The sequence below is a fragment of the Actinoplanes italicus genome (genome assembly GCF_003001815.1).
Classification (GTDB): domain Bacteria; phylum Actinomycetota; class Actinomycetes; order Mycobacteriales; family Micromonosporaceae; genus Actinoplanes; species Actinoplanes italicus.
Genome location: NZ_PVMZ01000004.1, coordinates 432,036 through 455,027, shown reverse-complemented (window position 1 = coordinate 455,027; position 22,992 = coordinate 432,036). Strand labels below are relative to the sequence as shown.

General features: G+C 69.8%; 21 protein-coding genes and 2 pseudogenes. 13 read left to right on the top strand and 10 right to left on the bottom strand.

The annotated features are described in order from the left end of the window. The first annotated feature begins 85 nt into the window (after positions 1–85). Entirely contained in the window at positions 86–433 is a 348-nt protein-coding gene (locus CLV67_RS13360) for a hypothetical protein (protein WP_106317966.1), read from the top strand. On the opposite strand, the gene CLV67_RS51020 is transcribed toward CLV67_RS13360, so the two are convergent. Then, on the bottom strand, positions 409–648 hold the full coding sequence (locus tag CLV67_RS51020; protein WP_146169093.1) for a hypothetical protein: 240 nt from the start codon (positions 646–648) through the stop codon (positions 409–411). The two genes, CLV67_RS13360 and CLV67_RS51020, sit on opposite strands and share 25 nt — an antisense overlap. Before the next feature lie 177 nt (positions 649–825). Here CLV67_RS51020 and CLV67_RS13355 point away from each other — a divergent pair, with 177 nt between their 5' ends. Next, positions 826–1,476 (top strand): HAD family hydrolase, encoded by a 651-nt coding sequence (locus CLV67_RS13355; RefSeq protein WP_239166090.1) that lies wholly within the window; start codon positions 826–828, stop codon positions 1,474–1,476. Here CLV67_RS13355 and CLV67_RS13350 read toward each other — a convergent pair whose 3' ends face one another. Further along, on the bottom strand, positions 1,477–2,049 hold the full coding sequence (locus CLV67_RS13350; RefSeq protein ID WP_106317964.1) for a TetR/AcrR family transcriptional regulator: 573 nt from the start codon (positions 2,047–2,049) through the stop codon (positions 1,477–1,479). It abuts the gene before it with no gap. 81 nt (positions 2,050–2,130) lie between these two features. Between CLV67_RS13350 and CLV67_RS13345 the strand changes: the two genes are divergently transcribed. After that, entirely contained in the window at positions 2,131–2,334 is a 204-nt protein-coding gene (locus tag CLV67_RS13345) for a hypothetical protein (protein WP_106317962.1), read from the top strand. An 18-nt stretch (positions 2,335–2,352) separates the two neighbouring features. Here the strand turns inward: CLV67_RS13345 and CLV67_RS13340 are convergent, their stop codons facing one another. Continuing rightward, on the bottom strand, positions 2,353–2,877 hold the full coding sequence (locus tag CLV67_RS13340) for a hypothetical protein (RefSeq protein ID WP_106317960.1): 525 nt from the start codon (positions 2,875–2,877) through the stop codon (positions 2,353–2,355). A 307-nt stretch (positions 2,878–3,184) separates the two neighbouring features. On the opposite strand from CLV67_RS13340, the gene CLV67_RS13335 reads away from it, so the two are divergent. Further along, positions 3,185–6,997, top strand: coding sequence for a fibronectin type III domain-containing protein (locus CLV67_RS13335; RefSeq protein ID WP_106317958.1), 3,813 nt, complete (start codon positions 3,185–3,187; stop codon positions 6,995–6,997). A gap of 40 nt (positions 6,998–7,037) precedes the next feature. On the opposite strand, the gene CLV67_RS13330 is transcribed toward CLV67_RS13335, so the two are convergent. Beyond that, positions 7,038–8,033, bottom strand: coding sequence for a Ppx/GppA family phosphatase (locus CLV67_RS13330; RefSeq protein WP_106317956.1), 996 nt, complete (start codon positions 8,031–8,033; stop codon positions 7,038–7,040). Positions 8,034–8,447: 414 nt separating this feature from the next. On the opposite strand from CLV67_RS13330, the gene CLV67_RS13325 reads away from it, so the two are divergent. Continuing rightward, the gene (locus tag CLV67_RS13325) at positions 8,448–8,936 is read left to right on the top strand and encodes a VOC family protein (protein ID WP_106317954.1); all 489 of its coding nucleotides are present in this window, start codon (positions 8,448–8,450) and stop codon (positions 8,934–8,936) included. A gap of 108 nt (positions 8,937–9,044) precedes the next feature. Here CLV67_RS13325 and CLV67_RS13320 read toward each other — a convergent pair whose 3' ends face one another. Continuing rightward, complete coding sequence (locus CLV67_RS13320) at positions 9,045–9,761, bottom strand: restriction endonuclease (protein ID WP_106317952.1); 717 nt, start codon at positions 9,759–9,761, stop codon at positions 9,045–9,047. Between the two features lie 173 nt (positions 9,762–9,934). Between CLV67_RS13320 and CLV67_RS13315 the strand changes: the two genes are divergently transcribed. Continuing rightward, positions 9,935–10,480: an RICIN domain-containing protein gene (locus CLV67_RS13315; protein ID WP_170153830.1), complete on the top strand. Its 546-nt coding sequence runs from the start codon at positions 9,935–9,937 to the stop codon at positions 10,478–10,480. Between the two features lie 406 nt (positions 10,481–10,886). Beyond that, complete coding sequence (locus CLV67_RS13310) at positions 10,887–11,711, top strand: ATP-grasp domain-containing protein (protein ID WP_106317948.1); 825 nt, start codon at positions 10,887–10,889, stop codon at positions 11,709–11,711. Positions 11,712–11,726: 15 nt separating this feature from the next. On the opposite strand, the gene CLV67_RS13305 is transcribed toward CLV67_RS13310, so the two are convergent. Beyond that, positions 11,727–12,761, bottom strand: coding sequence for a helix-turn-helix domain-containing protein (locus CLV67_RS13305; RefSeq protein WP_146169090.1), 1,035 nt, complete (start codon positions 12,759–12,761; stop codon positions 11,727–11,729). Positions 12,762–12,856: 95 nt separating this feature from the next. On the opposite strand from CLV67_RS13305, the gene CLV67_RS13300 reads away from it, so the two are divergent. The 4 genes from CLV67_RS13300 to CLV67_RS13285 all read left to right on the top strand — a co-directional run bounded on the left by CLV67_RS13300 (position 12,857) and on the right by CLV67_RS13285 (position 18,373). Beyond that, on the top strand, positions 12,857–13,297 hold the full coding sequence (locus tag CLV67_RS13300) for a hypothetical protein (protein ID WP_146169089.1): 441 nt from the start codon (positions 12,857–12,859) through the stop codon (positions 13,295–13,297). A gap of 110 nt (positions 13,298–13,407) precedes the next feature. After that, positions 13,408–17,133: a HEAT repeat domain-containing protein gene (locus CLV67_RS13295; RefSeq protein ID WP_106317941.1), complete on the top strand. Its 3,726-nt coding sequence runs from the start codon at positions 13,408–13,410 to the stop codon at positions 17,131–17,133. 9 nt (positions 17,134–17,142) lie between these two features. Then, positions 17,143–17,826, top strand: a complete 684-nt coding sequence (locus CLV67_RS13290) for a PDDEXK-like family protein (protein WP_106317939.1) — start codon at positions 17,143–17,145, stop codon at positions 17,824–17,826. Beyond that, complete coding sequence (locus tag CLV67_RS13285) at positions 17,819–18,373, top strand: hypothetical protein (protein WP_106317937.1); 555 nt, start codon at positions 17,819–17,821, stop codon at positions 18,371–18,373. Before CLV67_RS13290 ends, CLV67_RS13285 begins: the two co-directional genes overlap by 8 nt. Before the next feature lie 69 nt (positions 18,374–18,442). Here CLV67_RS13285 and CLV67_RS13280 read toward each other — a convergent pair whose 3' ends face one another. From CLV67_RS13280 to CLV67_RS53320, 3 genes and pseudogenes are all read right to left on the bottom strand, one after another. Then, complete coding sequence (locus tag CLV67_RS13280; RefSeq protein ID WP_307833850.1) at positions 18,443–20,629, bottom strand: discoidin domain-containing protein; 2,187 nt, start codon at positions 20,627–20,629, stop codon at positions 18,443–18,445. Between the two features lie 279 nt (positions 20,630–20,908). Further along, positions 20,909–21,814 (bottom strand): annotated as a pseudogene (locus tag CLV67_RS13275) (LLM class flavin-dependent oxidoreductase); the annotation flags it as partial. Positions 21,815–21,900: 86 nt separating this feature from the next. Next, positions 21,901–22,053, bottom strand: coding sequence for a hypothetical protein (locus CLV67_RS53320; protein ID WP_239166089.1), 153 nt, complete (start codon positions 22,051–22,053; stop codon positions 21,901–21,903). Between CLV67_RS53320 and CLV67_RS54725 the strand changes: the two are divergent. Together CLV67_RS54725 and CLV67_RS52660 are read left to right on the top strand one after the other, a co-directional pair. Next, positions 21,994–22,197: pseudogene (locus CLV67_RS54725) on the top strand (MmyB family transcriptional regulator); the annotation flags it as partial. The gene CLV67_RS53320 and the pseudogene CLV67_RS54725 overlap by 60 nt on opposite strands. Positions 22,198–22,378: 181 nt before the next feature. Further along, a complete protein-coding gene (locus tag CLV67_RS52660) occupies positions 22,379–22,519 on the top strand; it encodes a hypothetical protein (protein WP_203736914.1) in 141 nt (46 codons plus the stop codon). Here CLV67_RS52660 and CLV67_RS13265 read toward each other — a convergent pair. Continuing rightward, complete coding sequence (locus CLV67_RS13265; RefSeq protein ID WP_203736913.1) at positions 22,510–22,992, bottom strand: MarR family transcriptional regulator; 483 nt, start codon at positions 22,990–22,992, stop codon at positions 22,510–22,512. The two genes, CLV67_RS52660 and CLV67_RS13265, sit on opposite strands and share 10 nt — an antisense overlap.

Genomic DNA, 22,992 nt, shown 5'->3' with positions numbered 1-22,992 from the left:
CCGCCGACCAGCGTTCCTTCGAGATCCGGCGCTAGGATCCCCGCATGAGGCCGCCGGCAACGACCCCATCCGCCGGCTGCGCCCGATGAGCCCCGGCGGCACCGATGCCAGCCTGCTGGAGCTGGCGGTGGGTTTCGTCGTCGCGGTCTCGCTCATCGCGGCGATCACGGTGATCCTGCGCCGCCGCAGCGGCAGCCGGGACCTGCTCGGCACCCAGGTGCGCGAGATGCGCGAACGGGCCGCCGCTGCCGCCTCCCCGGACGCGGACAGCCGCGTGTGGGACGCGGCCGGCCGGATCGCCGACGCCCGCATCCGCAAAGCCGCCGCTGCTGACGACCCGTACTTGGTAGAGACCCCGTGCGACGCCCCGGGCCCGGGAGCGCCGCGTGACGCTCCCGAGCCCACGGGTCACCAGGACGAGGTGGATCCCTGAGCCGGCGCCTGGGCCTGTGCCGAGGGCTTGGAGCAGAGGCAGAACCCTCGGTCGAGGAGCAGACGGGCGCGTGCCGCCGTGTACTCCGTCTTGTGTTGCGCGGCCATCGGCCGGCGGCAGTAGCCGCACAGCCGGACGCCTTCCACGTCAGAGCTCACCGGGCCGGTGTGGTAGTTGATGCTCAATTGCAGACCTTCCTGTCGTCCGAACCTCATGTCGGGCACTGTTAGTGCCCAGGGTTCGGCGCCCCAAAGCGACTCGGCCTGTGACGGGTCACGCATCCGCGAGACCCTCGTCACGCCCCGTTCACCCGCTCCCGGGGGGCTGTGGCGGCGCGGTCAGGATCGCCCGGTGGAGATCAACGGACCGATGGATGTCGAGGTCGGGCTGCCGTGATCCGCGGGGCCGTGTTCTTCGACGTCGACGGGACGCTCGTCCCGGGCACCAGCAGCGGCCAGCATCTGGCGGACCTGCTGGGACACAGTGAGATCGTGCGCGACGCCGAGGCCCGGTATGCCGCCGGGACCCTCGGCAACCGGGAGGTCTCGATGCTCGACGCCCGCGGCTGGGCGTCCCGGACACCGGCCGAGATTCGTGGCTTCCTGGAGTCCTTGCCGCTGGTGGACGGCATCGCGGACACCGTCGCCTGGTGCCGCGCCAACGGGCTCGTGCCGGTCCTGACCACGCTGGCGTGGGAGCCGGTCGGCGCCTACCTGTGCGAGCGTTTCGGCTTCGACCGTGCCGGCGGGCCGAGCCTGGAGGTCGTCGACGGCCGTTACAGCGGCGAGGTGGCCGGGCACTTCGACGAGACCGGGAAACGCGACTTCGCGATGAGCGTCGCCGCCGGGCTGGGCGTCGAGATGTCGCGCTGCGCTGCCGTCGGTGACAGCCGCTCCGACCTGCCGCTGTTCGCCGCGGTCGGTCTGGCTGTCGCCTTCAACGCGACTCCGGCGGCGCGGGCCGCCGCCCACACGGCCGCCGGGGGAGGGGACCTCCGCGTCGTACAGCCGATTCTTCGGGAATGGCTCGGGCAGGGCGGGTGATCATTGCGTCGGCGTGAAGAGCCGGTCGAGCTGGCGATCGATCAGCTCGACCGCCCGCTCCGCGCTCAACTGCCCGAGCAGCACCTGGCCCTGCAACCCGTTCGTTCCCGCCAGCAGGAAGTCCGCCTCGTCCTTCCGGCCCTCCGGCAGGAGCAGCGCGATCAGGTTCTCCAGCTCCGGCGGGGTGTCGCGGATCCGGTCGCGTATCGCCTCGTCCGCCATGAACCGGACGAAGTAGGCGATGTACACCAGATGCCGCTGCCGGCGGCTCTCGTCCAGCGGAAGGAATTCGAGCAGGACGCTGCGCAGTATGTCGCGGGGCGTCGCCTCCGGGCCCAGTGCGGCGACCCGCCCCTGGGCCTCCGCCGCACCGTCGCGGTTGAGCAGTTCGAGGGCGCCGAGCAGCAGGTCCTCACGGGTGCCGAAGTAGTACTGCAATTGCCGGGCGGGCACTCCCGCCTCCGCCGCGACGCGGCGGATCGTCGCGTCCTCGAGTCCTCCGGACGCGGCCAGCCGCCACACCGCGGCGGCGATGTGACGGCGTCGCGCGTCATGGTCGACCTGGCGAGACATACATGAATCCCCACTCGTTCTGGTACGGTCGAACCACTTACGTCTGGTGCAATCGTACCAAGCAACGGGGAGGACTCCGTCATGAGAACAGCGATGCTCATCCTCGGCATGATCCTGCTGGCCGTCGGGGCTCAAGGCGCGATCCGTCAACTGGTGGACCATGACAACGCCGGGTTGTTCAGCTGGTTACCGGGAGGCTTGGCAGTCGAGCTGACCGGTCACATCGTCCTGGCGCTCGCCGGTCTGTTGCTCGCCGGCCGGGGCAGTCGGCGGCCCGCTGCCTGAACCCGACCGTGACGGCGTTCAGCCGCACGCCTTCTTGAGTTTGTCGAGGCCGGTGCCGAGCGTGAGCACCGTCAGTCCGGCCTGCTCAACGGACTTGACGCCGTCCAGCGACTCCGTTGAGGCGAGCGCGGTCAGCGACGTCGACAGCTCACCGAGGGTCGTCCGCAGTCCCGGGTCGTCGGCCTGCTGCTGCAGCTGACCCAGCTCCTGGGCCCACGTACCTGCTTGGTTCTTGATCGCCTTCTCCGCCGTTGCCTGAGCGTCGGCGTTCTTCGTCTGGTGTGCGGTGGCGAGGGCGCCGAGCTGCTGTCCGAGCGCGTCGAGGTCGGAGTCGTTGATCAGGGTTTTTGCCGATGTGCAGACCGCCTGGCTGTTGCCCGCCGTCGCCGTGCCCGCCGAAGCCGGCGCGGACGCCGGGGGAGCGGCCGTGGCGCCGATCGCCGGGGACGCTCCCGGCGAGGTGGTGGTGCCGGTGGTTCCGGCGCAGGCGCCAGTGGTGCTGACGAGGGCCACGAGGCATGTCGCGGTCAGGAAACGACGCATGGGTGGGGAGCTCCTTCTGGCCAGGATGGACTTGCACCGTAGAACGGCGGGTCCAGCTGATTGCCCAGGGACGGCGGTGCCCAATCAACGCACTGCCGGAGCCGTGCGGTTCTCGGCCGTTCGGCTGTGGTGCCCCCCGCGCGGGCGATGCTCTAATCATGCCTGTCGATAGACGTGCACGGTCACGGGGGCGGCCATGGTACTGCGGGGGCGTGGCTCAGGCAGAGCACTGCTGGCATTGGCGACGGTCTGGGCACTTGTCGCCCCGGCGGCGTCCACTGCGGCCCATGCCGGGTCGCCGGCGCCGGTGCGGGCGGCAGCGGCGGCCGACGCCGGGAAGATCATGGTCGTCGGGGACTCGATCTCGCAGGGCAGCAGCGGGGACTGGACCTGGCGGTACCGGCTCGCGAAACATCTGGCCGCGGGCGCGGTGACGGCCGATTTCGTCGGCCCCCGCAACGATCTCTACAACGTGATGACCACGGCCGACGGCGACTGGGACCGTACGTACGCCGACCCCGCCTTCGACCAGGATCACAACGCGGTGTGGGGACGCCCCCTCGCCTACGAGTTGCACGACATCGGCGGCAAGGTCAGCCAGCATCAGCCGGACTACCTGCTCGTGCTGCTCGGCATCAACGACATCGGCTTCTTCGCCCGGACCCCGGCGCAGGTGGAGGCCGATCTGCGCGGTTTCATCGCGAACGCGCGCGCCGCCAAGCCGGACGTCCGGTTCGTGCTGGGCAAGCTGCTGCCCACCACCCGGGCGGCGGACGATCCGGCGTTCGCCGCGACCGTGGCCGACTACAACGCCCGCCTCGTCGCGGCCGCCGGCGTTCTCACCACCACGCAGTCCTCGATCGTCGTCGCCGACACGGCGGCCGGTTTCGTCGCGGCCGACCACACCTGGGATGGCACGCATCCCAACGCCCGGGGCGAGCTGCGGATCGCCGCGGCCTTCGCCGACGCGCTGAGTGCCGGATTCGGCGTCGGCACGCCGTACCCGCGCCCGCTGCCCGTCGTCCCGATCGGCCCCCAGCAGCCGCCGGTCGCGACGGTGGCGGCCACCGGCGAGGGCACCGCGGATCTGGCATGGACGCCGTCGCTGGGCGCCACGCAGTACTGGATCTGGGTCAAGGACACCACGGTCAACACCGAGTGGACACGCCTGCCGATCCCGCTGACGCAGGACCACAACCCGTGGCACATGTCGCAGTTGCAGGCGGGCATGACGTACCAGTACAAGGTCCAAGCCGCCAAGGGCGACGACGCGGGCGCGTTCTCCGATGTGGTCACGCTGCAGATGACCGGCACGACGCCGTCGGCACCGAGCGGGCTCACCGCCACGGCGGGCAACGGCCAGGCGGTGCTGGCGTGGAACGCGGCGGCGCACGCGACCGGCTACAAGGTGCTGGTACGCAACGTCACCGCCGGCGAGGCCGACTTCACCGAGCTGCCGTACCCGGTGCCCGGTCCGCGATGGACCGCTGAACTGCTGCAGAACGGCGCGACGTACGAGTTCAAGCTGCGCTCGGTCAACGGCGCTCTCACCGGGGGGACCAGCGCAGCGGTCACCGTCACGCCGACCGGGCCGACGCCTGCCGGGCCGACCGGGCTGAGCGTGGCCAACGGCAACGGTGAGGCGACGCTGTCCTGGACCAGCGACCCCGACGCCACCGGCCACGAGGTGTTCGTCCGTAACGTCACCGCAGGTGAGAACGACTTCACGAAGCTGCCTTACCCGGTGCCCGGCAACAGCTGGGTGGCCGGTGCATTGGTGAACGGCGCCGGCTACGAGTTCAAGCTGCGCGCGGTCAACGGGGCGATCCCGGGTGGGTTCTCGGCAGTGGTCACGGCCCGCCCCACGGTCGCTCCACCGGCGGCCCCGGCCGGGCTGACCGCGACCGCCGGCAACGGGCAGGCGGTACTGCGGTGGACCGAGGCACCCGACGCGACCGGGTACTACGTCCACATCCGTAACGTCACCGCCGGCGAGACCGGGTTCACGAAGCTGCCGTACCCGGTTCCCGGATCGGAATGGACGGCCGCGCAGCTGCAGAACGGCGCGACGTACCAATTCAAGCTGCAGTCGGTCAGCGGGCTCATCGAGGGGGCGCAGTCGGCTGCCGTCACGGTGACCCCCACGGTCCCGCCGCCGGCCGGGCCGACCGGGTTCACCGCGACGGCCGGCAGCCACGAGGCACTGCTGCGCTGGACCGAAGCACCCGACGCGACCGGGTACTACGTCCACGCCCGTAACGTCACCGCCGGCGAGACCGGGTTCACGAAGCTGCCGTACCCCGTTCCCGGTTCGCAGTGGACGGCCGCGCAGCTGCAGAACGGCGTGACGTACCAATTCAAGCTGCAGTCGGTCAGCGGGCTCATCGAGGGCGGCTTCTCCAGCACGGTGACCGTGAGCCCGACCGGTCCGGCGCCGGGCGCGCCGGCGAACATGGCGGCACAGGCCGGCAACCGCAAGGCCATCCTGACCTGGACCATGCCGGACCACGGCACCTCGGTGTACGTCTTCGTGCGCAACGTCTCGGCCGGGGAGTCCGGGTTCACCCGGCTGCCGTACCCGATCGCCGGCGACAGCTGGACGGCCACGCAGTTGGCCAACGGCGCCACCTATCAGTTCAAGGTGCAGGCGTACAACGACCTGATCGCCGGCGGCACCAGCGCCACCGTCACCGTCGTGCCGTCCGGCCCACCGGCGCCCGGAGCCGAGAACCTCACCGCGGTGCCGGGTGACCGCAAGGCGACGCTGCGCTGGACCGCCGCGTCGCAGGCGACCGCGTACTACATCTGGGTTCGCAACGTCACCGCCGGCGAGGCGAACTTCACCAGGCTGCAGTACCCGATCGCGGACGACACCTGGGTGTCGACGCTGATGGAGAACGGCGCCCGGTACGAGTTCCGGGTGCAGTCGGTGGACGGCCTGGTTCCCGGCGGGTTCTCCAACACGGTGTCGGTGGTGCCGTGGGGTCCGACGCCGCAGGTCGGCAACCTCCGGGTCACGCCGCGACTGGGTGAGGCGGCTCTCGCCTGGAGCGGCTCCGGCACCGCCACCGGCTACTACATCCAGCTCCGCAACGCCTCCCGGGGTGAGGGGTTCACCGAGCTGCCGTACCCGGTCGCCGGAAACTCGTTCACGGCCTCACTGCTGACTCCGGGGCAGGTGTACGAGTTCCGGGTGCAGGCCGTCAGCGGCCGCCAGCGGGGCGTCACCTCGAACACGGTGGCCATCACCGTGCCGCTGCCGCCACCGGTCACCGGGCTGTCGGTCCGGCCCGTGCTGCACGGACTCGCCCTGTCCTGGAACGCGGTCCCCGGCGCGGACGCCTACATGATCTACTACTCGGACCCGCAACTGTGCGGCGGAATCGACTCGTTCCCGCCCGGCAGCCGCGCCCTGATGCACCGGATGCCGTACCCGGTGTCCGGGACCTCGTTCACCATCGACTATCTGTTCAAGCCCGACTGTTACTGGGTGGACGTCGTGCCGGTCAAGTACGGCGTCGAGTCGGCGTACGACTACCGCAACCTGGGCCGCAACTACACGCTCAAGTCCAATGACGACTCGCACCTCTACGAGGCCGTCGTCACGTACATCCACCGCCAGATGTATGACAACGTCCGTTCCGAGGCGGCCCAGCGCATCAAGCGGTACCTGAACGACACCAACCCCGGTGTCGTGGCCCTGGGCTACTACGAGTGGTACAACCAGGTGAAGCCGGGCGGGCCCTGGGACCACAAGCCGCTCATCAGCCGGGGCCTGGGACCGGGCCTGGAGACCGGCAACGCGTACTCCTACCGGTACCGGGTCACCGGCGGCGCGTACGAGGTCTACTACGACATCTGGTCGAACATGCACTACGGGTACGTCGGCCTGTACTGCGGTTTCACCCAGACCGTGCTGCAGGAGGCGGCGGGCCGGGTCGGCATCGACGATCCGGGCGACCGCCGCTCGATCCGGCTCGGCTTCGACCTGTGGAACGCGAACGGATCAGGGCTGAGCCGAGGCCGGGTCGACAGCATCGTCCGCGCGAACCTGGCCGCCTACGCGGGCGAGAGCAAGGCGAACCCGTTCACGCTGCGCTACATCCCGAACGTGCGATGAATCCCGCCCGCCGCCGTGACCGATGGTCGGGCTGAGGGCTTCACTGCGCGACGTTGACGGCCCGTCGCGGCTGCTGGTCGGTCAACGGCCACGGCCGCCGCGACGGGGTGGGTACGCCCAGGGTGTCGAGCCGGTGCAGGATCACCCCTTCGCGCAGCGCCCACGGGCAGATCTGCAGCTCGCTGACGTCCATCGCCCGCATCGCGGCCCGCGCGACCAGGGCGCCGGCCACGAGCTGGTGGGCGCGTCCGGGGCTGACGCCGTCGAGGCCGGCCAGGTCGGGTGACGCCATCCGGCTGATGAAGCCGAGCAGCTGGCCAAGCCCGGCGTCGGTGAGGGTGCGGCGGGCCCGCGGGTCGGTGCCGGCCGGTGCGGCCTCGGCGAGCCGGGCCAGGGAACGGAACGTCTTCGAGGTGCCGACGGCGAGATCGTACGGCCCCGCGCTCTCGATCCGCCGGGCGATCGGTGCGAGGACGGCGTCGAGGTCCGCGGCGAGCGCGTCGACGTCGCGGCGCGCGGGCGGGTCGCCGGGCAGCCGCTGCCGGGTGAGCCGGCCGGCGCCGAGCGGCAGCGACAGCGCCACGCCGGGGTCCTCGTCGCGGCCCACGGCCAGTTCGAGGGATCCGCCGCCGATGTCGAGCACCAGCAGGCGCCCGGCCGACCAGCCGTACCAGCGCCGCACGGCGAGGAAGGTGTAGCGGGCCTCGTCCTCGCCGGAGAGCAGCTGCAGCTCCACGCCGGTCTCGGCGCGCACCCGGGAGAGAACCGCCGCCGAGTTGTGCGCGTCACGGAGCGCCGAGGTCGCGAAGGCGAGCAGCTCCTCACACCCGGCGAGGGTCGCGGCCGCCTTCGCCCGCTTCACGGCGCGCACCAGCCGGTCGGCCGCGGCGCCGGTCAGCCGCCCCGCCTCGATGTGCTCGGCGAGGCGCAGCTGCGTCTTCTCCGAGCTGACAGGGTCGGGGTGCCCACCCCGGTGCGCCTCCACGACAAGAAGATGTACGGTGTTCGATCCGACATCCAGCACGCCCAGCCGCATGAACGGACGTTAACTCCGGCGCGATCCGGTGGACGATAGCCTAGCTGTGAATGTTTGCTGAACCTTCGGCGCAGCCCGGCGCGAGCGGTTCACAGCCGCCTGCCCCGGATCCGAGTTCACGTTCGACTCGGCGGCTGGCCGGGATCCGGGATCACCGACGTGGCCGTCAACATCCGCGCCGGGCCGGGCGGCCAGGGCGACGGCCTCCGCAAGGGCCCACCGGGTGTCGTCGTGCCGGACTCGGGGTTCGTCCCGCTCGCTCGGGCCGAAGGAGCCGGTCAGTTTCTCCTGCCGGTAGGAACCGTGGCCTTGCGGCGGACGATGAATCCGGCGGCTCGTGATCAGGTCAGAAGGTGGCCGCAAAGGTGGCTACCGTCGGCGGTACCTTTCCCGTTCGCAGAGGAGCTACCGGATATGACTGTCCAGGCGATCCCGCAGGGCTACACGACCGTCACGCCGTGGATCATCTCCCGCGACACGGCGCCGGTCATCGACTACCTGCGGGAGGCGTTCGGCGCCGAAGAGCTGGGCCGGGTGGTCGACGCCCGCGGTCGGATCGGGCACGCCGAGGTCCGCGTGGGGAACGCCATCGTGATGCTCTTCGACGCCGACCCCAGCTGGCCGTCGACCCCTGCTTTCCTGCGGCTGTACGTCGAGGACGCCCGCGCCGTGCACGCCCGTGCCGTCGAGGCGGGCGGCGTGTCCGTCTCGGAGGTCACCCACCTGGCCTTCGGTGACCTGGTCGGGCGGGTGCGTGACCCGTTCGGCAACGTGTGGTGGATTCAGACCCACATCGAGGACGTGACGCCCGAGGAGATGCGGAGACGTCTCGACGACCCGCACTTCACGGCGGCGATGGCGTACATGCAGCGCCCCGAGACCGAGTTCTTCCCGCAGGGCTGAGTATCCGCCGGGGACGCCGCCGCAGGACCCCGACCGCCACAGCGATCGGCACGACTCCTCTGCCGGGTGCCATGGCCGGACACCGCTGCGCGCGCCGGAGTGGCAAGGTCAGCCGTCGAGCCTGCGGCGCCCCCACAACGCTGCCGTCCCACCGGCCAGGAAAGGGCTCAAGCAGGTGAGACACATCCAGCCCGCCCAGATCCGGCCGAGCCACTCGGGTGGATCGTCGGCACGCCGCGCGACGATGACGGCCAGGATCGCCACCACACCCATGACGGCCGGCGCCAGGATCGTGGCCAGTGCGGCACGGCGGGCCGCGGGGTGAGGCGGCTGATCCGGCGGTGTTCGTAGCGAACGGAACCAGTCGCGTGCCGGTCCGCTGTTTCGTGCGGCCGCGTCCGGCGAGGTACGCCGACGTAGGGCCGCCGCGTAGGCATGCCGCGCCGTTGGGTTGACGGCCTCGATGGAGCCGTCGGCGGGTGAGTAGCGGAACAGCGCGACCGCGGCGCGGTCGGCGAAGGCGACGGCGTCGCGGGTGAACCCGGCGTTGCAGAAGAAGTAGAGCCGGGCGGCCGTGCCGGTGGCCGCTCCGACGAGTTCACGGACGCGCGGCACACCGATCTTGGTCCCGTACCACTTGACCTGGGCCGCGACATCGGTCCCCGTGACGTCCAGGCCCTGGTCCGCTCCGTCGGGCGTCCGTTGGGCGTCATCGTGGCCGAGCCATCTCAGCCATCGGGTCGCGTTCTGTTCGGCTGCCGCCCAGTCCGGTATCGGTGTCGGCGGTGGAGCGTCGGCGGGGTGGGGGCGACCGGGTGGTTGCATACGACCCTTCCACCGAATGTGACCGGAGTGCGATGGCGACGATAGCAAGAAGCGCCCGCTTCCCGGATCGTGGCGGGCGAGTACGGGCGCGGTACGGGCAGCGACCTGTAAACCGGGCGAAATACGCTGCGAGTCAGCATCGACAATGAGCGATGCCGGGTGGAGTAGAGAGAATGACGCGTATTCGGAAAGCGCTAGCCGCTGTGGCCGTCGGCCTCGTCGGATTGGCGGGCGGATTCGTCGGCACCGGCCCCGCAACCGCGGCGACCACGTGGACGACCTGGGTCAGCGTACTGAAACCGGCAGGTGCGACCGACACGAAGGTGCTCGAGTTCAACGGCCTGTTCGATGGGGCGCCGGGCATCATCAGGCAACGTAACGGAGGCAATTTCCAGCTGTTCACCATGACTCTGAAAACAGCCACGTCGGACTCCGCCGGCATCTACGAATTGAAGAACAAGGTGACCGGCGGCTGCCTCGACATGGCGATCGACGGCCCGGTGGGCAACGGCACCCGCGTGCAGCAGTGGGAGTGCACCGGCGCCAGCAATCAGCGCTGGGTGGCGAGGCCGGTCGTGTCGGGGAACAACTGGGTCAAGCTCGTCAATGTGCGCAGTGGGCTGTGTCTCGACGTCACGAACGTGAGCTACACCGACTACGCGACGCTGCAGGTCTGGCAGTGCAGCGGTAACTGGAACCAGCGCTGGAACATCTACTGAGCGGTCACCCGGGGCCGAGCCTGCTGGTGGCTCCCCGCAGGTAGGAGGACGGGCGGCCACGATGAAGGCCCCGCCGGTAGACGCTGTCGCCGCCCACTAGACCTCGGAGGCGGCGACAGCGACGTCCGCCGCCTCGAACATCGCCGCGAAGCAGTCAGGCCGGCCTCCGAGGCCCGGCCAGGTGATCTTGGGTCGACGCCCGACGGTGAACGGCAGGCCGGGGCGGTGCGTTCCTCTTCGTCGCCTGTCAACGGGTCATGCCGGAGGTGGTCAGCTTTCGTCAGCAACGTCGACGCGAAGGTCACGTAGTAGCTGATCATGTGTCCAGCGGAAGACGGTGCCGACCCTGATCGGCGAAGAATCCACGAGCGGACCATACGGAACCCTCGTCTGTGAAGATCGAGCCATGACGTCCGCTCGACCCCGTGTTCTCTACGTCAGTGACCTGGCCTATGACGCCCGCGGGCGCCGCTACTGCGACGAGGACATCTATCTGACCTCCCGGCTGCGCGGGAGCTTCGACCTGGCGGTGTGTCATCCGCTCGACGCCCGCGCCTTGATGAGCGGGTTCGACGTGGTGGTCGTCCGCAACAGCGGGCCGGTGCTGAACTACCGGGCCGGGTACGAGGCCTTCCGCTCGGCCGCCCGGCGGGCGGGCACGAGGGTCTTCACCGAGCTGACCGGCAGGGGCGACATGGCCGGCAAGCAGTACCTGATCGACCTGTACGCCGCGGGCTACCCGGTGATCCCCACGGTCGACCGGTTCGAGGACCACGGCAAACTGCCAGATATCGTACGGTATGTCGCGAAGCCCAAGTTCGGCGCCGACTCCGCCGGTCTCGCCATCGTCGGCCGGACGGATCTGCCGGGGCTCGATTACACGGATCTGCTGGTGCAGCCGCGTATCGACTTCACGTACGAGGTCTCCTTCTACTTCATCAACCACGACTTCCAATACGCCCTGTACGCGCCGCGCCCGGAACACCGATGGGAACTCGAGCCCTACGAACCCGACGAGGCCGACCTCGCGTTCGCCCAGCGGTTCATCGAGTGGAACGCCGTCGAACACGGCATACAGCGGGTGGACGCCTGCCGGACCCGCGACGGGGAGTTGCTGCTGGTGGAGCTGGAGGACCTCAATCCGTACCTGTCCCTGGACCGGATCAGCCCGGCCGCGCGTGACAGGTTCGTCGCCGCCATGACGACCGCACTGCTGCGGCTCGCCGGTTGAACGTACAGCCGGGGGTCAGGACATCAGGTCGACGAGAGCGTCGCCGTCCGCGGTGCGCCGCAGCCGTACCTGGCGGCCCCGGCGATACCGGACGATGAGGCCGGCCTGTTCCAGCTGCGTGCAGTGGTACGTCGCGGTGCTCGGCGAACAGCGCAGCTCGGCCGCGACGTCGCCCATGTGGTTCAGCCGGCCCGCCTGGCGCAGGATCTCGGCCCGCACCGGCCCCAGTACCAGGGCGAGCCGGTCGGTGATCCCGGGCGGTGGCTGCTCGTCCCACAACCGGCCGAGGCCGGGCACCGGATACCCGATCCACACGAGGTCGTCGCGGTCGATGCTGAACACCGACGCGCGGCTCCCGGACACCAGTGGCACGAGGCTGACCGGCCGGTGCCCGAGGTCGGCGACCACCGGGTTGGGGTCCGGCAGCAGCATTGTGGTGCCGTCGAGGCCGGTGCGCGGGCTCAGCCCGGACAGGACGGCGTCGAGCCGGCCGGTGACGGAGGCGACGCCGACCCGTTCGGTCTCGCGGTCCAGCAGTGGCCGGGCCCGTCGCCAGATCGGGGCGAACGCGTCCCAGAGACCGCGCAGCACGGCGGCGTAGTCCGCGATGAACCGGCGCGGATCGTTGACCACCGGCCGCCACTGCGCCGGGACCCGCCCGTCGAAGTCGCTCTCCAGCTCGGCGGTGAGCCGGTCCGGAGGCAGTTCGGCCAGTTCCTCGAACATCGCGTCGATGCCGGCGCCCGGGAATGTGCCGGTCATCGTGACGCTGTCGGGGACCTGCGAATAGGCGGGGGAGAACAGCGGACCGACCACGCGTCCGGTCACCGCCGGAGCGGCCGCGCGCAGGGCCCGCCGCCAGTGCGGGGGCACCCCCTGGGGACGCTCGCCCAGGACGTCGGCGAGCAGCGACATCAGTGTGGCCCCCGCGTGGGGCACGACCGAAACCGCCACCGTGTCGATGCGTCCGAGTCGTAGTTGCGTCTTTCCCGGCACGTGTTCCCCCGCCTGCCGTACACCCTCGGTGACCCTGTCGACACTAGCCGACATTTCGATGTCTTTCGAAAGGCTGGCTCCGCCTACCGCGGCGCGGCGAGGCTGGACGAGCACTGTCCACTGAGGTGAATTGCGTGGGGGATATGTCGATGCGTTTCATGCGTAAGCGGGTCCTGGCCGCTGCGGCTCTGTTCGGGCTCCTGGGGTCGCTGGTGGCCGCCGGACCGGCCCAGGCGGCGCCGAGCGTGCTCAACCAGAGTCAGGTCAACGAAACGACCAACCGTACGACCCCGCGGGGACCGTACACGACGAGGTTCGGCGTCACCATCGAGTTGCGCGCCGGCTGGTACCAGGGCTTCCAGTACGGCTGGGCGCGGGTCAGCGCGAGCAGCCGGTGGCAGGAGGACGACGTGATCTGGCTGCGGATCTACCGCAACGGCAGCCGCGAGTTCACGCATCCTTCCTTCAACGACGGCAGCGGCCAGACCTCCACCCACACGGCCGGGCAGATCACGCTCGCCGACCCCAACTACCGTTTCTCGGCCTGCCTGCAGCGCGGCAACGAGTACGACTGCACCTCCGAGTGGTGACGCCGTCCTGAGCGGGGCGGTTGCCGCCGTACAACTGAGGGTTGCCTGGTCTGGATAGGGTGTTGCACGGGAGACGCCAGTTCTCGGCCACGCATCCCTTGGAGTAGCCGGTGCGCCGCTTCGGGTTGGTAATCACGGCAGCGGTCGGCGTCTGTCTGGCTCTGGTCGGCAACCTGGCGACGAACACGGTTTCGCTTCCGGACCGCTGGCATGCCGGCATCTGGGTCGCGACCGCGACGCTGGCCACTGCCGTGATCATCGCGTCGGTACTGGATCCCACCGGCTCGCGGCGTCGCCGGCGTAAGACTCTCGCCGTCGAACGCGCGCGGTACTTCACCCGGCTCGCCGAGCGCTATCAGCGGCTGGATCTCGACAGTCTCACGTCCGGCGAGAGGGACCGGGAAGGGCCGGTGCCGCTGCCGTCGGTCTTCGTCGCCCAGCACGTACGGGCAGAGTTGCCTCGGATCGAGCTGCCGTCCGGCCTCCGGCGGCAGCTCATCGAGGCGGGGCAGGTGACGGCTGACCAACTTCCACGCGGAATGGACACCGGACGCCTAGCACACGTCACGGAGGCCTACGCGCGACAGCCGATCCGGCCGGTTCTCGATGTGCTGGCAGAGCCGGACCAGCGCCGGGCGGTGCTGCTCGGTGATCCGGGTTCGGGCAAATCCACGCTGCTCAGGTATGTGGTGCTCGCGCTCGGCACCGGATCGGGGGACGTACCCACGGACCTGCTGAGGCTTCGGGGACATCTGCCGCTGCTGATCGAGCTGCGCGGTTTCGCCGACCCTCGATGGCAGGAAAGCACCTTCCTCGACTACGCCGACCATCTTCACGTGACGGAAGGGCTGGGGCTGCCGAGAGACGTCCTGGAGGACTACCTGAGGGCTGGCCGGCCCGCGGTCGTCGTCTTCGACGGACTTGACGAGGTGTTCGAGGCCCGCCGCAGGGAATCGATCGCGCACCAGATCGTGGCGTTCGCGGGCCGCTATGCCGGGGCGCGCGTCATCGTGACGTCCCGCGTGATCGGCTACCGCCGGACGATCTTCGAAGGAGCTGGCTTCGTCCACCACACACTCCAGGATCTCGACACCGACCAGATCGAACGGTTCGCCGGCCAGTGGTACCGGCACGCCCACCCCGGCGATCCGCCCGAGGCAGCACGCCTGAGCCGGCGCCTGCTTGCAGCGGTCCGCGACTCGCCGTCAATTCGGGAGCTCGCCGGCAATCCGCTGCTGCTCACCATTCTCGCCATGATCGGCAGCCGGCAACCGCTGCCGCGCGCCCGCAGGGAGGTCTACCAGCAGGCCGTAACCGTGCTCGTGGAGCACTGGGACGTGAACAAACATATCCATCAGGTGCATCCCGATGCGCCCTTCGTGAGTCACGCCGACCGTCTCGAGTTGCTTCGTCGGATCGCACGGCGCATGCAGAACGCCGATGCAGGTCAGGCGGGCAACGCCATCGCCGGGACGGAGCTGGTCGCCGAGTTCGAGCGCTATCTTCGCGAGAAGTACCAGATCACCAGGGAGCGCTCCGCACCGGCGGCGGAGACCATGCTGGCTCAGTTCCGGGAACGGAACTTCATCCTCAGCCGATTCGGTGGCGACGTGTACGGGTTCGTGCACCGAGCCTTTCTCGAACACCTCAGCGCTGCCGACATCGCACACCGCTTCCGGGTGGAACGTACGTGGACACCTGAGGAACTGGCATCGGATGTCTTCGGGCGACACGGCGACGACCCGGCCTGGCACGAGATCCTCGTGCTGGTCACCGGCATGATCGATGCTCGGGACGCGGCGTGCGTCATCCGGCGCCTGCTCGCGGCCGACCCGCTCTGGTCCGCATCACCCGATACTCCGCCGCATCACCTGATGCTCGCCGTCCGCTGTCTCGGCGAGGTGGAGCAGCCTCATCTCGTCGCCTCCGAGACGCGCGGCGTCCTCAACGCTCTCGCCTCGGCCCTCGAGGTCATTGAGGACACCATCGATGACGACCCGGACCGTGACTTCTCCGACGGAGCGCTGGAAGATCTCCGGCGCAGTGTGGAACCGGTTCTCGCCAACGCGGGTCAACCGTGGCCGGGGCGCGAGGACTACCTCGCCTGGTTCGACTGCTTCGAGCCGCGGACATCGGGGCGATTCCCGGACGGCTGCAGCCGGGTCCGGCTCACCGCCGCCGTGTTTCTGGCCCACCTGTTCTCGGACACCCCGGCGGTCCAGGAGCGATTGCGGGCCGAGGCGACGTTCGGCACCGACGAGGCAGTCCGCTCGCATGCCATCGAAGCGGTGGCGGCGACGTGGCACGACGACCCGCGGGCGCTTCCGTTCATTCTTCACCGGGCGACCGACCCGGACACCCTCTACATCGTCGTGATGGTTCTCGGCGCGCACTGGGGCGGCAACGCCGAGGCGCTCGCGTTCATCCACCGCCGCGCCTGCAGTAGCGGGACCTGGTTCGTCCGCGAGGCCGCCGTCCGCATCCTCGCCGCGGCGTGGCCCGGGGATCCGGAGACCCTGCCTTTCGTCCGCTCTCGTGCGACGACGGACGACCACTGGTCGGTACGGCGAGCCGCCGTTCACACCCTGGGCGCCACCTGGGGAAGACATCCGGAGACACGTGTCCTCCTCCGTGACCGTGCCGTGAACGACCCCGACGGCACGGTACGGGCGACCGCGCTCAGAGCGGCCGCCGTGGCCGGGCGCACCGACCCCCGGACCCTCGCGCTGCTCTACGAGCGGGCAGGTACCGATCCCGACCCCACGGTCAGGAGTACGACCATCGGCATCCTCGCCGGCGGCTGGTCGGGGCAACTGCACACCTTGCCCTTCCTGCACGAGCTGGCCAGCACCGATGGCGACCCGGGTGTCCGCTCTGCGGCCGCCCGAGCAGTGGCCGCCGCACGCCACGACAATCAGCGACTGCTGGAACTGCTGGACGATCAGATCGCCACCGGGGCGGCCGACAACGACCGCAGCCGTACCGTCCAAGCCTTGGTCGACAACGCGCACGATCCTGACATCCGGCAATCGCTGCGCGCCGGGATCACGAACCCCGACCCGCATCTGCGTGCTGCCGCCGTCCGTTTCCTGGCCTCGGATCCGCCCGATGAACCTCACACGCTGCCACTGCTGTGCAGGGTGGCGGCGAACGATCCCGACCCGGCCGTGCGAACAGCCGCCCTCCGGGCCGTCCTCACCGGATGGCACGAGCACCGGACGGTGCTGGGTGTGGTGCGGAAATCAGCCGCGGACGCCGAGCCCGCTGTGCGCCGCGCCGTGATCAGGGCACTCGCGATCAGCGGGCACGACGACCCCGCGACCCTGCCGCTCATCAGCGGGCACGCCGCCACGGACGGCGACTGGACCGTACGGCGGTCCGCGATCCGGGCCCTCGCGACGGCATGGTGGGACGAACCCGCCCTCATCACAGCCATCATCAGCGACCGTGCCGAGGCCGAACCCGACGCGAGAGTGCGCCAGGCCGCGGTCCGCGCGCTGGCCTGGATCGCACGGCGGGACCGGCCTCTTCCGATGGTCATCGCTCGGCGAGCGGCGCACGACGACGACACCGGCGTCCGCCGAGCCGCCGCACGGGCCGCCGCACTGTGGCACCACGATCCCCAGGCTCGTTCCCTGCTCCGCGCCATCGCAGGCGAGGACGGCTGCGACGACGTGCGCCGGTCCGCGCTGCACGTCCTCGCCATGCGGTGGCCACACGAACCGGAGACCTTCGGCTTCATCCGCCACCGCGGCTCCGCCGACGACAGCGAGCAGGTACGCACAGCGGCCGCCATGATCCTGAAGGCGGCGGGCGAAGCGATACCGTCCCGGTAGTCTCGGGCGATGGACGACGTCGTCGGCTGGCAGCCCCGATTCGACGTCGCGGCTCGTGCGTGGCGTGAACTGATGGCGGCATCGGAGGCCGGCGCCGCCGAGAAGGTGGATCACTGGCGTGATGCGTTCGACGCGGCGCGCCAGGCACAGCAGCGACTCGTCGAGGCCGGGCAGTGGCTCGGTGGCCCGTCCACGCTGCTGGCCGCCATCGGCCGCCAGTACAGCGAACTCGCCATGACCGCCGCGCTGGGCTGGCTTTTGCGGCCGGACGGCCACCACGGGCTCGGACGCGCTGCTCTCGACGAGTTCGGCGAGAGCCTCGGGGTCGACGTGAGCGGCCCCGTCCGGATCGTTCTGGAAGAGGTGCGCCACGACACCCGGGCCGACCTCGTGGTGTACGGCACCGGCTGGACACTGGTGGTGGAGGCGAAGACCTTCTCGTCCGAACGCCCGCACCAGCTCGCGCGGATCCACGATCTGTGGGAGCGCGAGGCGGCGCCGACGTTTGTCTTCCTCACCCGCCTGCAGACGGAACCGAGGAGTGCCGGGGCAAGTGCGGTCCACTGGCGCAACCAACTCTGGCGGCAGGTGGCCGCGGCCGTCAGGGCAGCCGTCGCGAAGACCGATCCGACCGTCGTCGCGGGCGGAGTCCACGACTACCTCAAGACACTGGAGCTCTTTCACGATGCCTGACGAGATCGGATTCCCGCTCCGGAATCCCGCGGACGCGAAGGCCTGGTTCTACCTAGAACGCCGTGCGGACATCGAGGAGTGGGCGGCACAGCGGGACGACGCCGCGGCGCTGCTCGTGCGGTATCTGCGCGTCCTGGAGACGCCGCTGAGCGAGATGGCCGACGACGTCGGCGCCGACGTCGACCTGGACGGCCTGGACGAAGGGAGGTTCCGGGTCATGGGGCTCAGGCGACAGCAGTGGTCGGGGCAAGGCTTCGACGTCGCGGTGACCGTGGAGTGGGACCCGAAGACGCTGCTGAGCACCGGTAAGGACAACCCGTGGCCCTTTGTTGCGGTGCGCCACCGGGGCGATCGGGAACGGTTCAAGACCGTGAAGGCCGCGTTCGTCCCGGTGGTCAAGCGACTCGGTGGAGCGTCTCAGCACCCATGGGCGTACTGGCGATTTCAGAAACCCGCGACCGGGGCGGTCGATCCCGAACAACTCACCAGGGACGTACTCGCCGGTTTCCGGCAACTGTGGGACGAGGCCGCGACGATTCTGGGCTGACGGCGGCGGCCGCCGGTGCTGGTGCACCGACGGCCGCCTTCTTACCTGGGTGTTACGGGGTCGTGCCGATCAGGGGTAGGCGACGACCTGGCGCGGCGTGGTGTTGCCGGCCGGGTTGGGGACGGAGCCGCCCGTGTCGTTGACGACGTTGGCGATGGTGCCGACGTCGCCGAGGGAGACGGTCAGCACGCTGCGCAGCTGCACGCCGGCCCGGTTGGGGACCTCGAAGGCACGGTCCACCCGGACGCTCGGGTTGACGTTGAAGTAGGCGTACGAGCCGCCGCCCCAGAGCTGGTGGTCGGTGACGTTGTCGGCGACCTTGTAGGCGGCGTAGCCGTTGCCACGCGGGCCGATCCAGGCGGCCTGGTTGGGCACGTCGTACGGCTTCTCGTTCTGGAAGAAGATCGTCTTGCCGCGGTTGCCGTTCCAGATCACCTCGTACTTCTGGTAGTGCTCGACGAACAGGCCGGTGGCCAGGACGTCGTCACCGTTCACGATCAGGCCGGTGTCGCCGGGGTTGACCGTCCAGCCGGTGGGCGCTCCGCCGTGGTCGGCACGCCAGGCCCAGATGTGGTCGATGATCGTGTCGTCGGCGTGCACCGCGAGGGTGGTGGTGGCCTTGCCCTGGACGCTGCTGCCGATGCGGAAGAAGACGTCCTGCAGGCTGATCGGGTTCGCGGCGTGGTCGGTGTGGACACCGGCCCGGCCGACGCTCATCAGGGTCGGGCTGTTGGTCGTACCGGCGTCGAAGGTGAGGCCGCTGACCTTGACACCGTCGACGTCGGCGACGTTCAGCGCCTCGACCCCGCCGGACGGGATCAGGGTCGGGAAGCCGATGCCGGTCACCACGGTGTTGGCGCGGGTGACCCGGATGGTGTCGTTGAGAGTGTAAGTGCCCGGGGTGAAGAACAGGTTCAGGCCCTGCGCGAGAGCCTGGTTGATCCGGGCGGCGCTGTCACCGGGCTTGGCGACATAGAACTCGCGCATCGGGATCGAGCTGCCGGCGGTGTTCGGCCAGTTGGCGCCGGCGGAGTTGCGCCGCAGAGCGGGGACGAAGACGCGGTAGTTGCCGGAGCCGTCGACGTACAGGTACGGCTTCTCCCGCGTGACCGGCGTGGTGCCCAGCGTGGTGTGCGGCGGGTTCGGGAACGCGTTGGCCGGGGCGCCCTGGACGCCGGAGTAGACCATGTTCCAGACGCCGCCGTCCCAGCGCGAGATCCGGCTGTCACGGGTGTACCACTGCTGCTGGGAGCCGGACGAGACGACACCGTCGACGACGGAGTCGGCCAGGTAGCCACCGCTGGAGTAGCCCTGCCCGTTGTCCTGGTTCGACGGGGCCAGGGTCAGGTTGCCCTTGATGTGCACGCGGCGCATCGGGGCGGCCTGGGAGACGGCCCACCGGTTGGTGCCGCCCTCGGGCACGATCGACAGGTTCTCCATGCTGCGCCAGAAGTTCTGCGTCGCGTTCTTCTCGTCGCCGTAGTTCCAGCCGGAGTCGACGTTCACGGCGCCGTTGATCGTCACGTCGTCGGGGTTCTGGCCGAGTCCGGCGACCGTGGTGTAGAAACCGACGTTCGCCCACACCCGGCCGTACGTGCCGGGCTTGAACAGGAACACGTGGCGCTGCGATCCGAACTGCGCGGTCGGGCTGCGCAGCTGCGCGTTGAACGCCGTGTCCACCGCCGACTGGATGGTCGCCGCCGCGGTGCCCGGCTCGAAGATCCGAACGTTCGGGCCGAAGTCCGGCCGGTCGGAGGTCGGCAGGCTGGGGCCGCTGGGCGACGGCGACGGGTTCGTCCCGCCACCGAAGACCTGGAACTCCCAGAGCGAGTAGCCGTACGGGGTGGCCCGGGTGGTGCCGTTCATCCGTACGTACCGGCCGTTGCCGGTGACGTTCAGCGTCTGCACCCCGGCCTGGCCCGCGGTGACCGGGCTGATGTTCGTCCAGCTGGTGCCGTTCGTGGAGGTCTGGATGGTGAAGGCGGAGGCGTACGCGGCCTCCCAGTTCAGCACCACCTGGCTGATCGGCTGAGCGCTGCCCAGGTCGACCTGCAGCCACTGCGGGTCGGCGAACGTGCTGGACCAGCGCGTGCCGGTGTTGCCGTCGACCGCGGCGGACGCCGGGGTGCCGGCGTTCTCGATGGACGAGGCGGTGGCCGGCTTGCCCTGCGACAGCAGGGTGTCGGCGGCGCTGGCGGTGCCGGCGTACGAGGCGACGGTGATGCCGAGGGCCGCGGCGAGGCCGACGCTCAGCACGACCCGCCCATGGCTCCGGAGCCTCCGGCGCGGGGAAGTCGATGTCGGGGGTGTCATGTTCCTGCCAATCGGACGGGTAGCCGCACGTCCGGGGCAGACGTGCGACAGGGCGAGGGTGACAGTGCAGCGCGGAAATGAGAGCGCTCTCCGTCGAATTGTTACTTCGTGGTCTTGGCTCGTCAATATGACGGCAACAAATGGCGGTTCCGGAACCTAAACCCGGCCCTCATCGAAGCGGTTCCGGGAAAAGTCTTTTCGAAAAAACTGTTATCGATCGCGTCAGGCCCGGTTCGTCCAGGTAGGGATGAGGTCCGCGGCTCGCTCCAGTTGTTCCCGCTGGGAGTGCAGGCCGAGTGCTGCGGGACGGATGACGACGTGGCGGGCGCCCGCGTCGATGTAGCGGGTCAGGGTAGCGCCGATGTGTGCCGGCGTGCCGGTCACGACAGCCTGGACCTTGCCGAGTTCGCCGAGCGGCATGCCGTACGTCCTGGTGGCGAATTTCTCCATCTCCGTGAAAGCGCTTCCCGGGTCCTCGTCGATCAGAACCGTCACGAACATGGCCGGTGTGATCGCCCCGGCATCGCGGCCGGCAGCGGACGCGGTCTCGTGGATCCGGAGCAGCCCGGAGGCCCGGAGCAGCCTGGAGGCATAGTCGGCCGGATCCGGCGGATACGGCAGCCATCCGTCGTACCGGCGACCGGCACGGACCAGCGCCGCCGGGGTGGCGCCACCGAGCCAGATCGGCGGCCCTCCCTCCCGGAACGGACGTGTCGCCGGCGGGAGATCGTCGTGCCGGAAGAACTCGCCGTCGAAGCTCGTGGCGCCGGTCCGCACCGCGCGCCACAGGGCGACGGTCTCGTCCAGCCGGGCGAAACGCCGGGGCCACGCAACCTCGGACAGGGCGTAGAACGGCCGCCCGAAGCGGCCCGGGAAGCCGGCGCCGACCGCCACGGCCAAGCGGCCACCGGAGAGCAGGTCGATCGACGCCAGCGCCTGCGCCGCCTGCAGGGGACGGCGCAGGAACGGGAGCAGCGCACCCGTACCCAAGGTCGCCGTGGTCGTCGTGGAGGCCAGCGCCGCGAGCATCGTCAGAGCCTCGATGCGGGGGCTGATCAGGGAATTGTTGACGAACAGCGAGGAGAATCCGAGTTCTTCGGCGGTGCGGCCGAAGGCGATCAGGTCGCGCGGGTCGTCGGCGGGGCTCCACTGGGCCCTGCCGGTGGGAGAGTTTCATCGAGTCGGGCCGGTCCGTTCCGGGGCGCGGCATGGTTCTACGCCTGGCCGAGGTACTGGATCTGGGGCTGCGGGAGCGCAACGAAACGCCGCTGGCGGCCGGGTACGCGCCCGCGTACCCGCAGACGTCGTTGAATGACGAGGCCCTGGAGCCGGTACGCACCGCGCTCGGCCACATCCTGGAGGGGCATCAGCCGTATCCCGCTCTGATCGTCGACCGTGGCGGTGCCATGATCGCGGCGAACGAGGTGTTCGACCTCGTCACGCTGGGGGCCGCGCCCGAGCTGATCGGTCCCGGTCGCAACGTGTACCGGCTGGCGTTGCACCCGGACGGGATCGCACCGCGCGTCCGTAACCTCGCCGAATGGTCAGGCCATATTCTTGCCCGCCTGGAACACTTCGGCGAGCTTCGTGAAGAACTGTCGGGATACGTTCCTGAAACGCGTCTTGATTCCGTGCAGCTGGGATTTGCTGTGCCACTCGAATTGGACTTCCCCCTACGGCCGGCTGCGTCTGATGACGACCATCACGACGTTCGCCACGGCGACGGATGTCACGCTCGCGGAACTGAAAATCGAGGCGTTCCTGCCGGTCGACGCGCCCACTGCGGAAGCGCTACGTGCTTTCGGGAGAAAACGCTCGGTCGTTCAAGATTGAGGTACGGAAGCGCCGCGGAGGCGGTCGAGTTCGGCGAGATACATCGCCTGCATGCGGCCGAAGTGCCGGACCAGCAGTGTCATCTCGTCGACGCTGTAGCCCTCGATGAGTCGTTCCGTCCACTCGGCGAACCGCTCGTACGGCTGCTCCAGGTCGGCGACCCGCTCCGGCCGCATGGTGACGATCAGGCGTCGCCGGTCCGCCGGATCGCGTTCGGCCGTGACGTAACCGGCATGCTGCAGCCGGCGGACCATGCTCGTCACGGCCCCGGTGGTCAGGTTGGTCCGCTCGGCGACCTGCCCGGCGGTGGCGGATCCCACGTCGGCCAGGAAGTCCAGGCACTCCAGGTCACTCACGGTGAGGCCCAGCCGGTCCGCGATCGCGTACCGGAACACCATGGACAGCCGCGAGGTCTCCCGCCCGGCACGCATGAGGTCGGCGATCGCGGACTTACGGGCCGGCTCTTCGGACAT

Excerpts from the sequence above, each read along its gene's own strand:
- CLV67_RS13360 (WP_106317966.1), top strand. The coding sequence starts at position 86 with ATGAGCCCCGGCGGCACCGATGCCAGCCTGCTGGAGCTGGCGGTGGGT.
- CLV67_RS51020 (WP_146169093.1), bottom strand. The coding sequence starts at position 648 with ATGAGGTTCGGACGACAGGAAGGTCTGCAATTGAGCATCAACTACCAC.
- CLV67_RS13350 (WP_106317964.1), bottom strand. The coding sequence starts at position 2,049 with ATGTCTCGCCAGGTCGACCATGACGCGCGACGCCGTCACATCGCCGCC.
- CLV67_RS13345 (WP_106317962.1), top strand. The coding sequence starts at position 2,131 with ATGAGAACAGCGATGCTCATCCTCGGCATGATCCTGCTGGCCGTCGGG.
- CLV67_RS13340 (WP_106317960.1), bottom strand. The coding sequence starts at position 2,877 with ATGCGTCGTTTCCTGACCGCGACATGCCTCGTGGCCCTCGTCAGCACC.
- CLV67_RS13330 (WP_106317956.1), bottom strand. The coding sequence starts at position 8,033 with ATGCGGCTGGGCGTGCTGGATGTCGGATCGAACACCGTACATCTTCTT.
- CLV67_RS13325 (WP_106317954.1), top strand. The coding sequence starts at position 8,448 with ATGACTGTCCAGGCGATCCCGCAGGGCTACACGACCGTCACGCCGTGG.
- CLV67_RS13320 (WP_106317952.1), bottom strand. The coding sequence starts at position 9,761 with ATGCAACCACCCGGTCGCCCCCACCCCGCCGACGCTCCACCGCCGACA.
- CLV67_RS13315 (WP_170153830.1), top strand. The coding sequence starts at position 9,935 with ATGACGCGTATTCGGAAAGCGCTAGCCGCTGTGGCCGTCGGCCTCGTC.
- CLV67_RS13310 (WP_106317948.1), top strand. The coding sequence starts at position 10,887 with ATGACGTCCGCTCGACCCCGTGTTCTCTACGTCAGTGACCTGGCCTAT.
- CLV67_RS13305 (WP_146169090.1), bottom strand. The coding sequence starts at position 12,761 with ATGTCGGCTAGTGTCGACAGGGTCACCGAGGGTGTACGGCAGGCGGGG.
- CLV67_RS13300 (WP_146169089.1), top strand. The coding sequence starts at position 12,857 with ATGCGTTTCATGCGTAAGCGGGTCCTGGCCGCTGCGGCTCTGTTCGGG.
- CLV67_RS13290 (WP_106317939.1), top strand. The coding sequence starts at position 17,143 with ATGGACGACGTCGTCGGCTGGCAGCCCCGATTCGACGTCGCGGCTCGT.
- CLV67_RS13285 (WP_106317937.1), top strand. The coding sequence starts at position 17,819 with ATGCCTGACGAGATCGGATTCCCGCTCCGGAATCCCGCGGACGCGAAG.
- CLV67_RS53320 (WP_239166089.1), bottom strand. The coding sequence starts at position 22,053 with ATGCCCCTCCAGGATGTGGCCGAGCGCGGTGCGTACCGGCTCCAGGGC.
- CLV67_RS52660 (WP_203736914.1), top strand. The coding sequence starts at position 22,379 with ATGACGACCATCACGACGTTCGCCACGGCGACGGATGTCACGCTCGCG.
- CLV67_RS13265 (WP_203736913.1), bottom strand. The coding sequence starts at position 22,992 with ATGTCCGAAGAGCCGGCCCGTAAGTCCGCGATCGCCGACCTCATGCGT.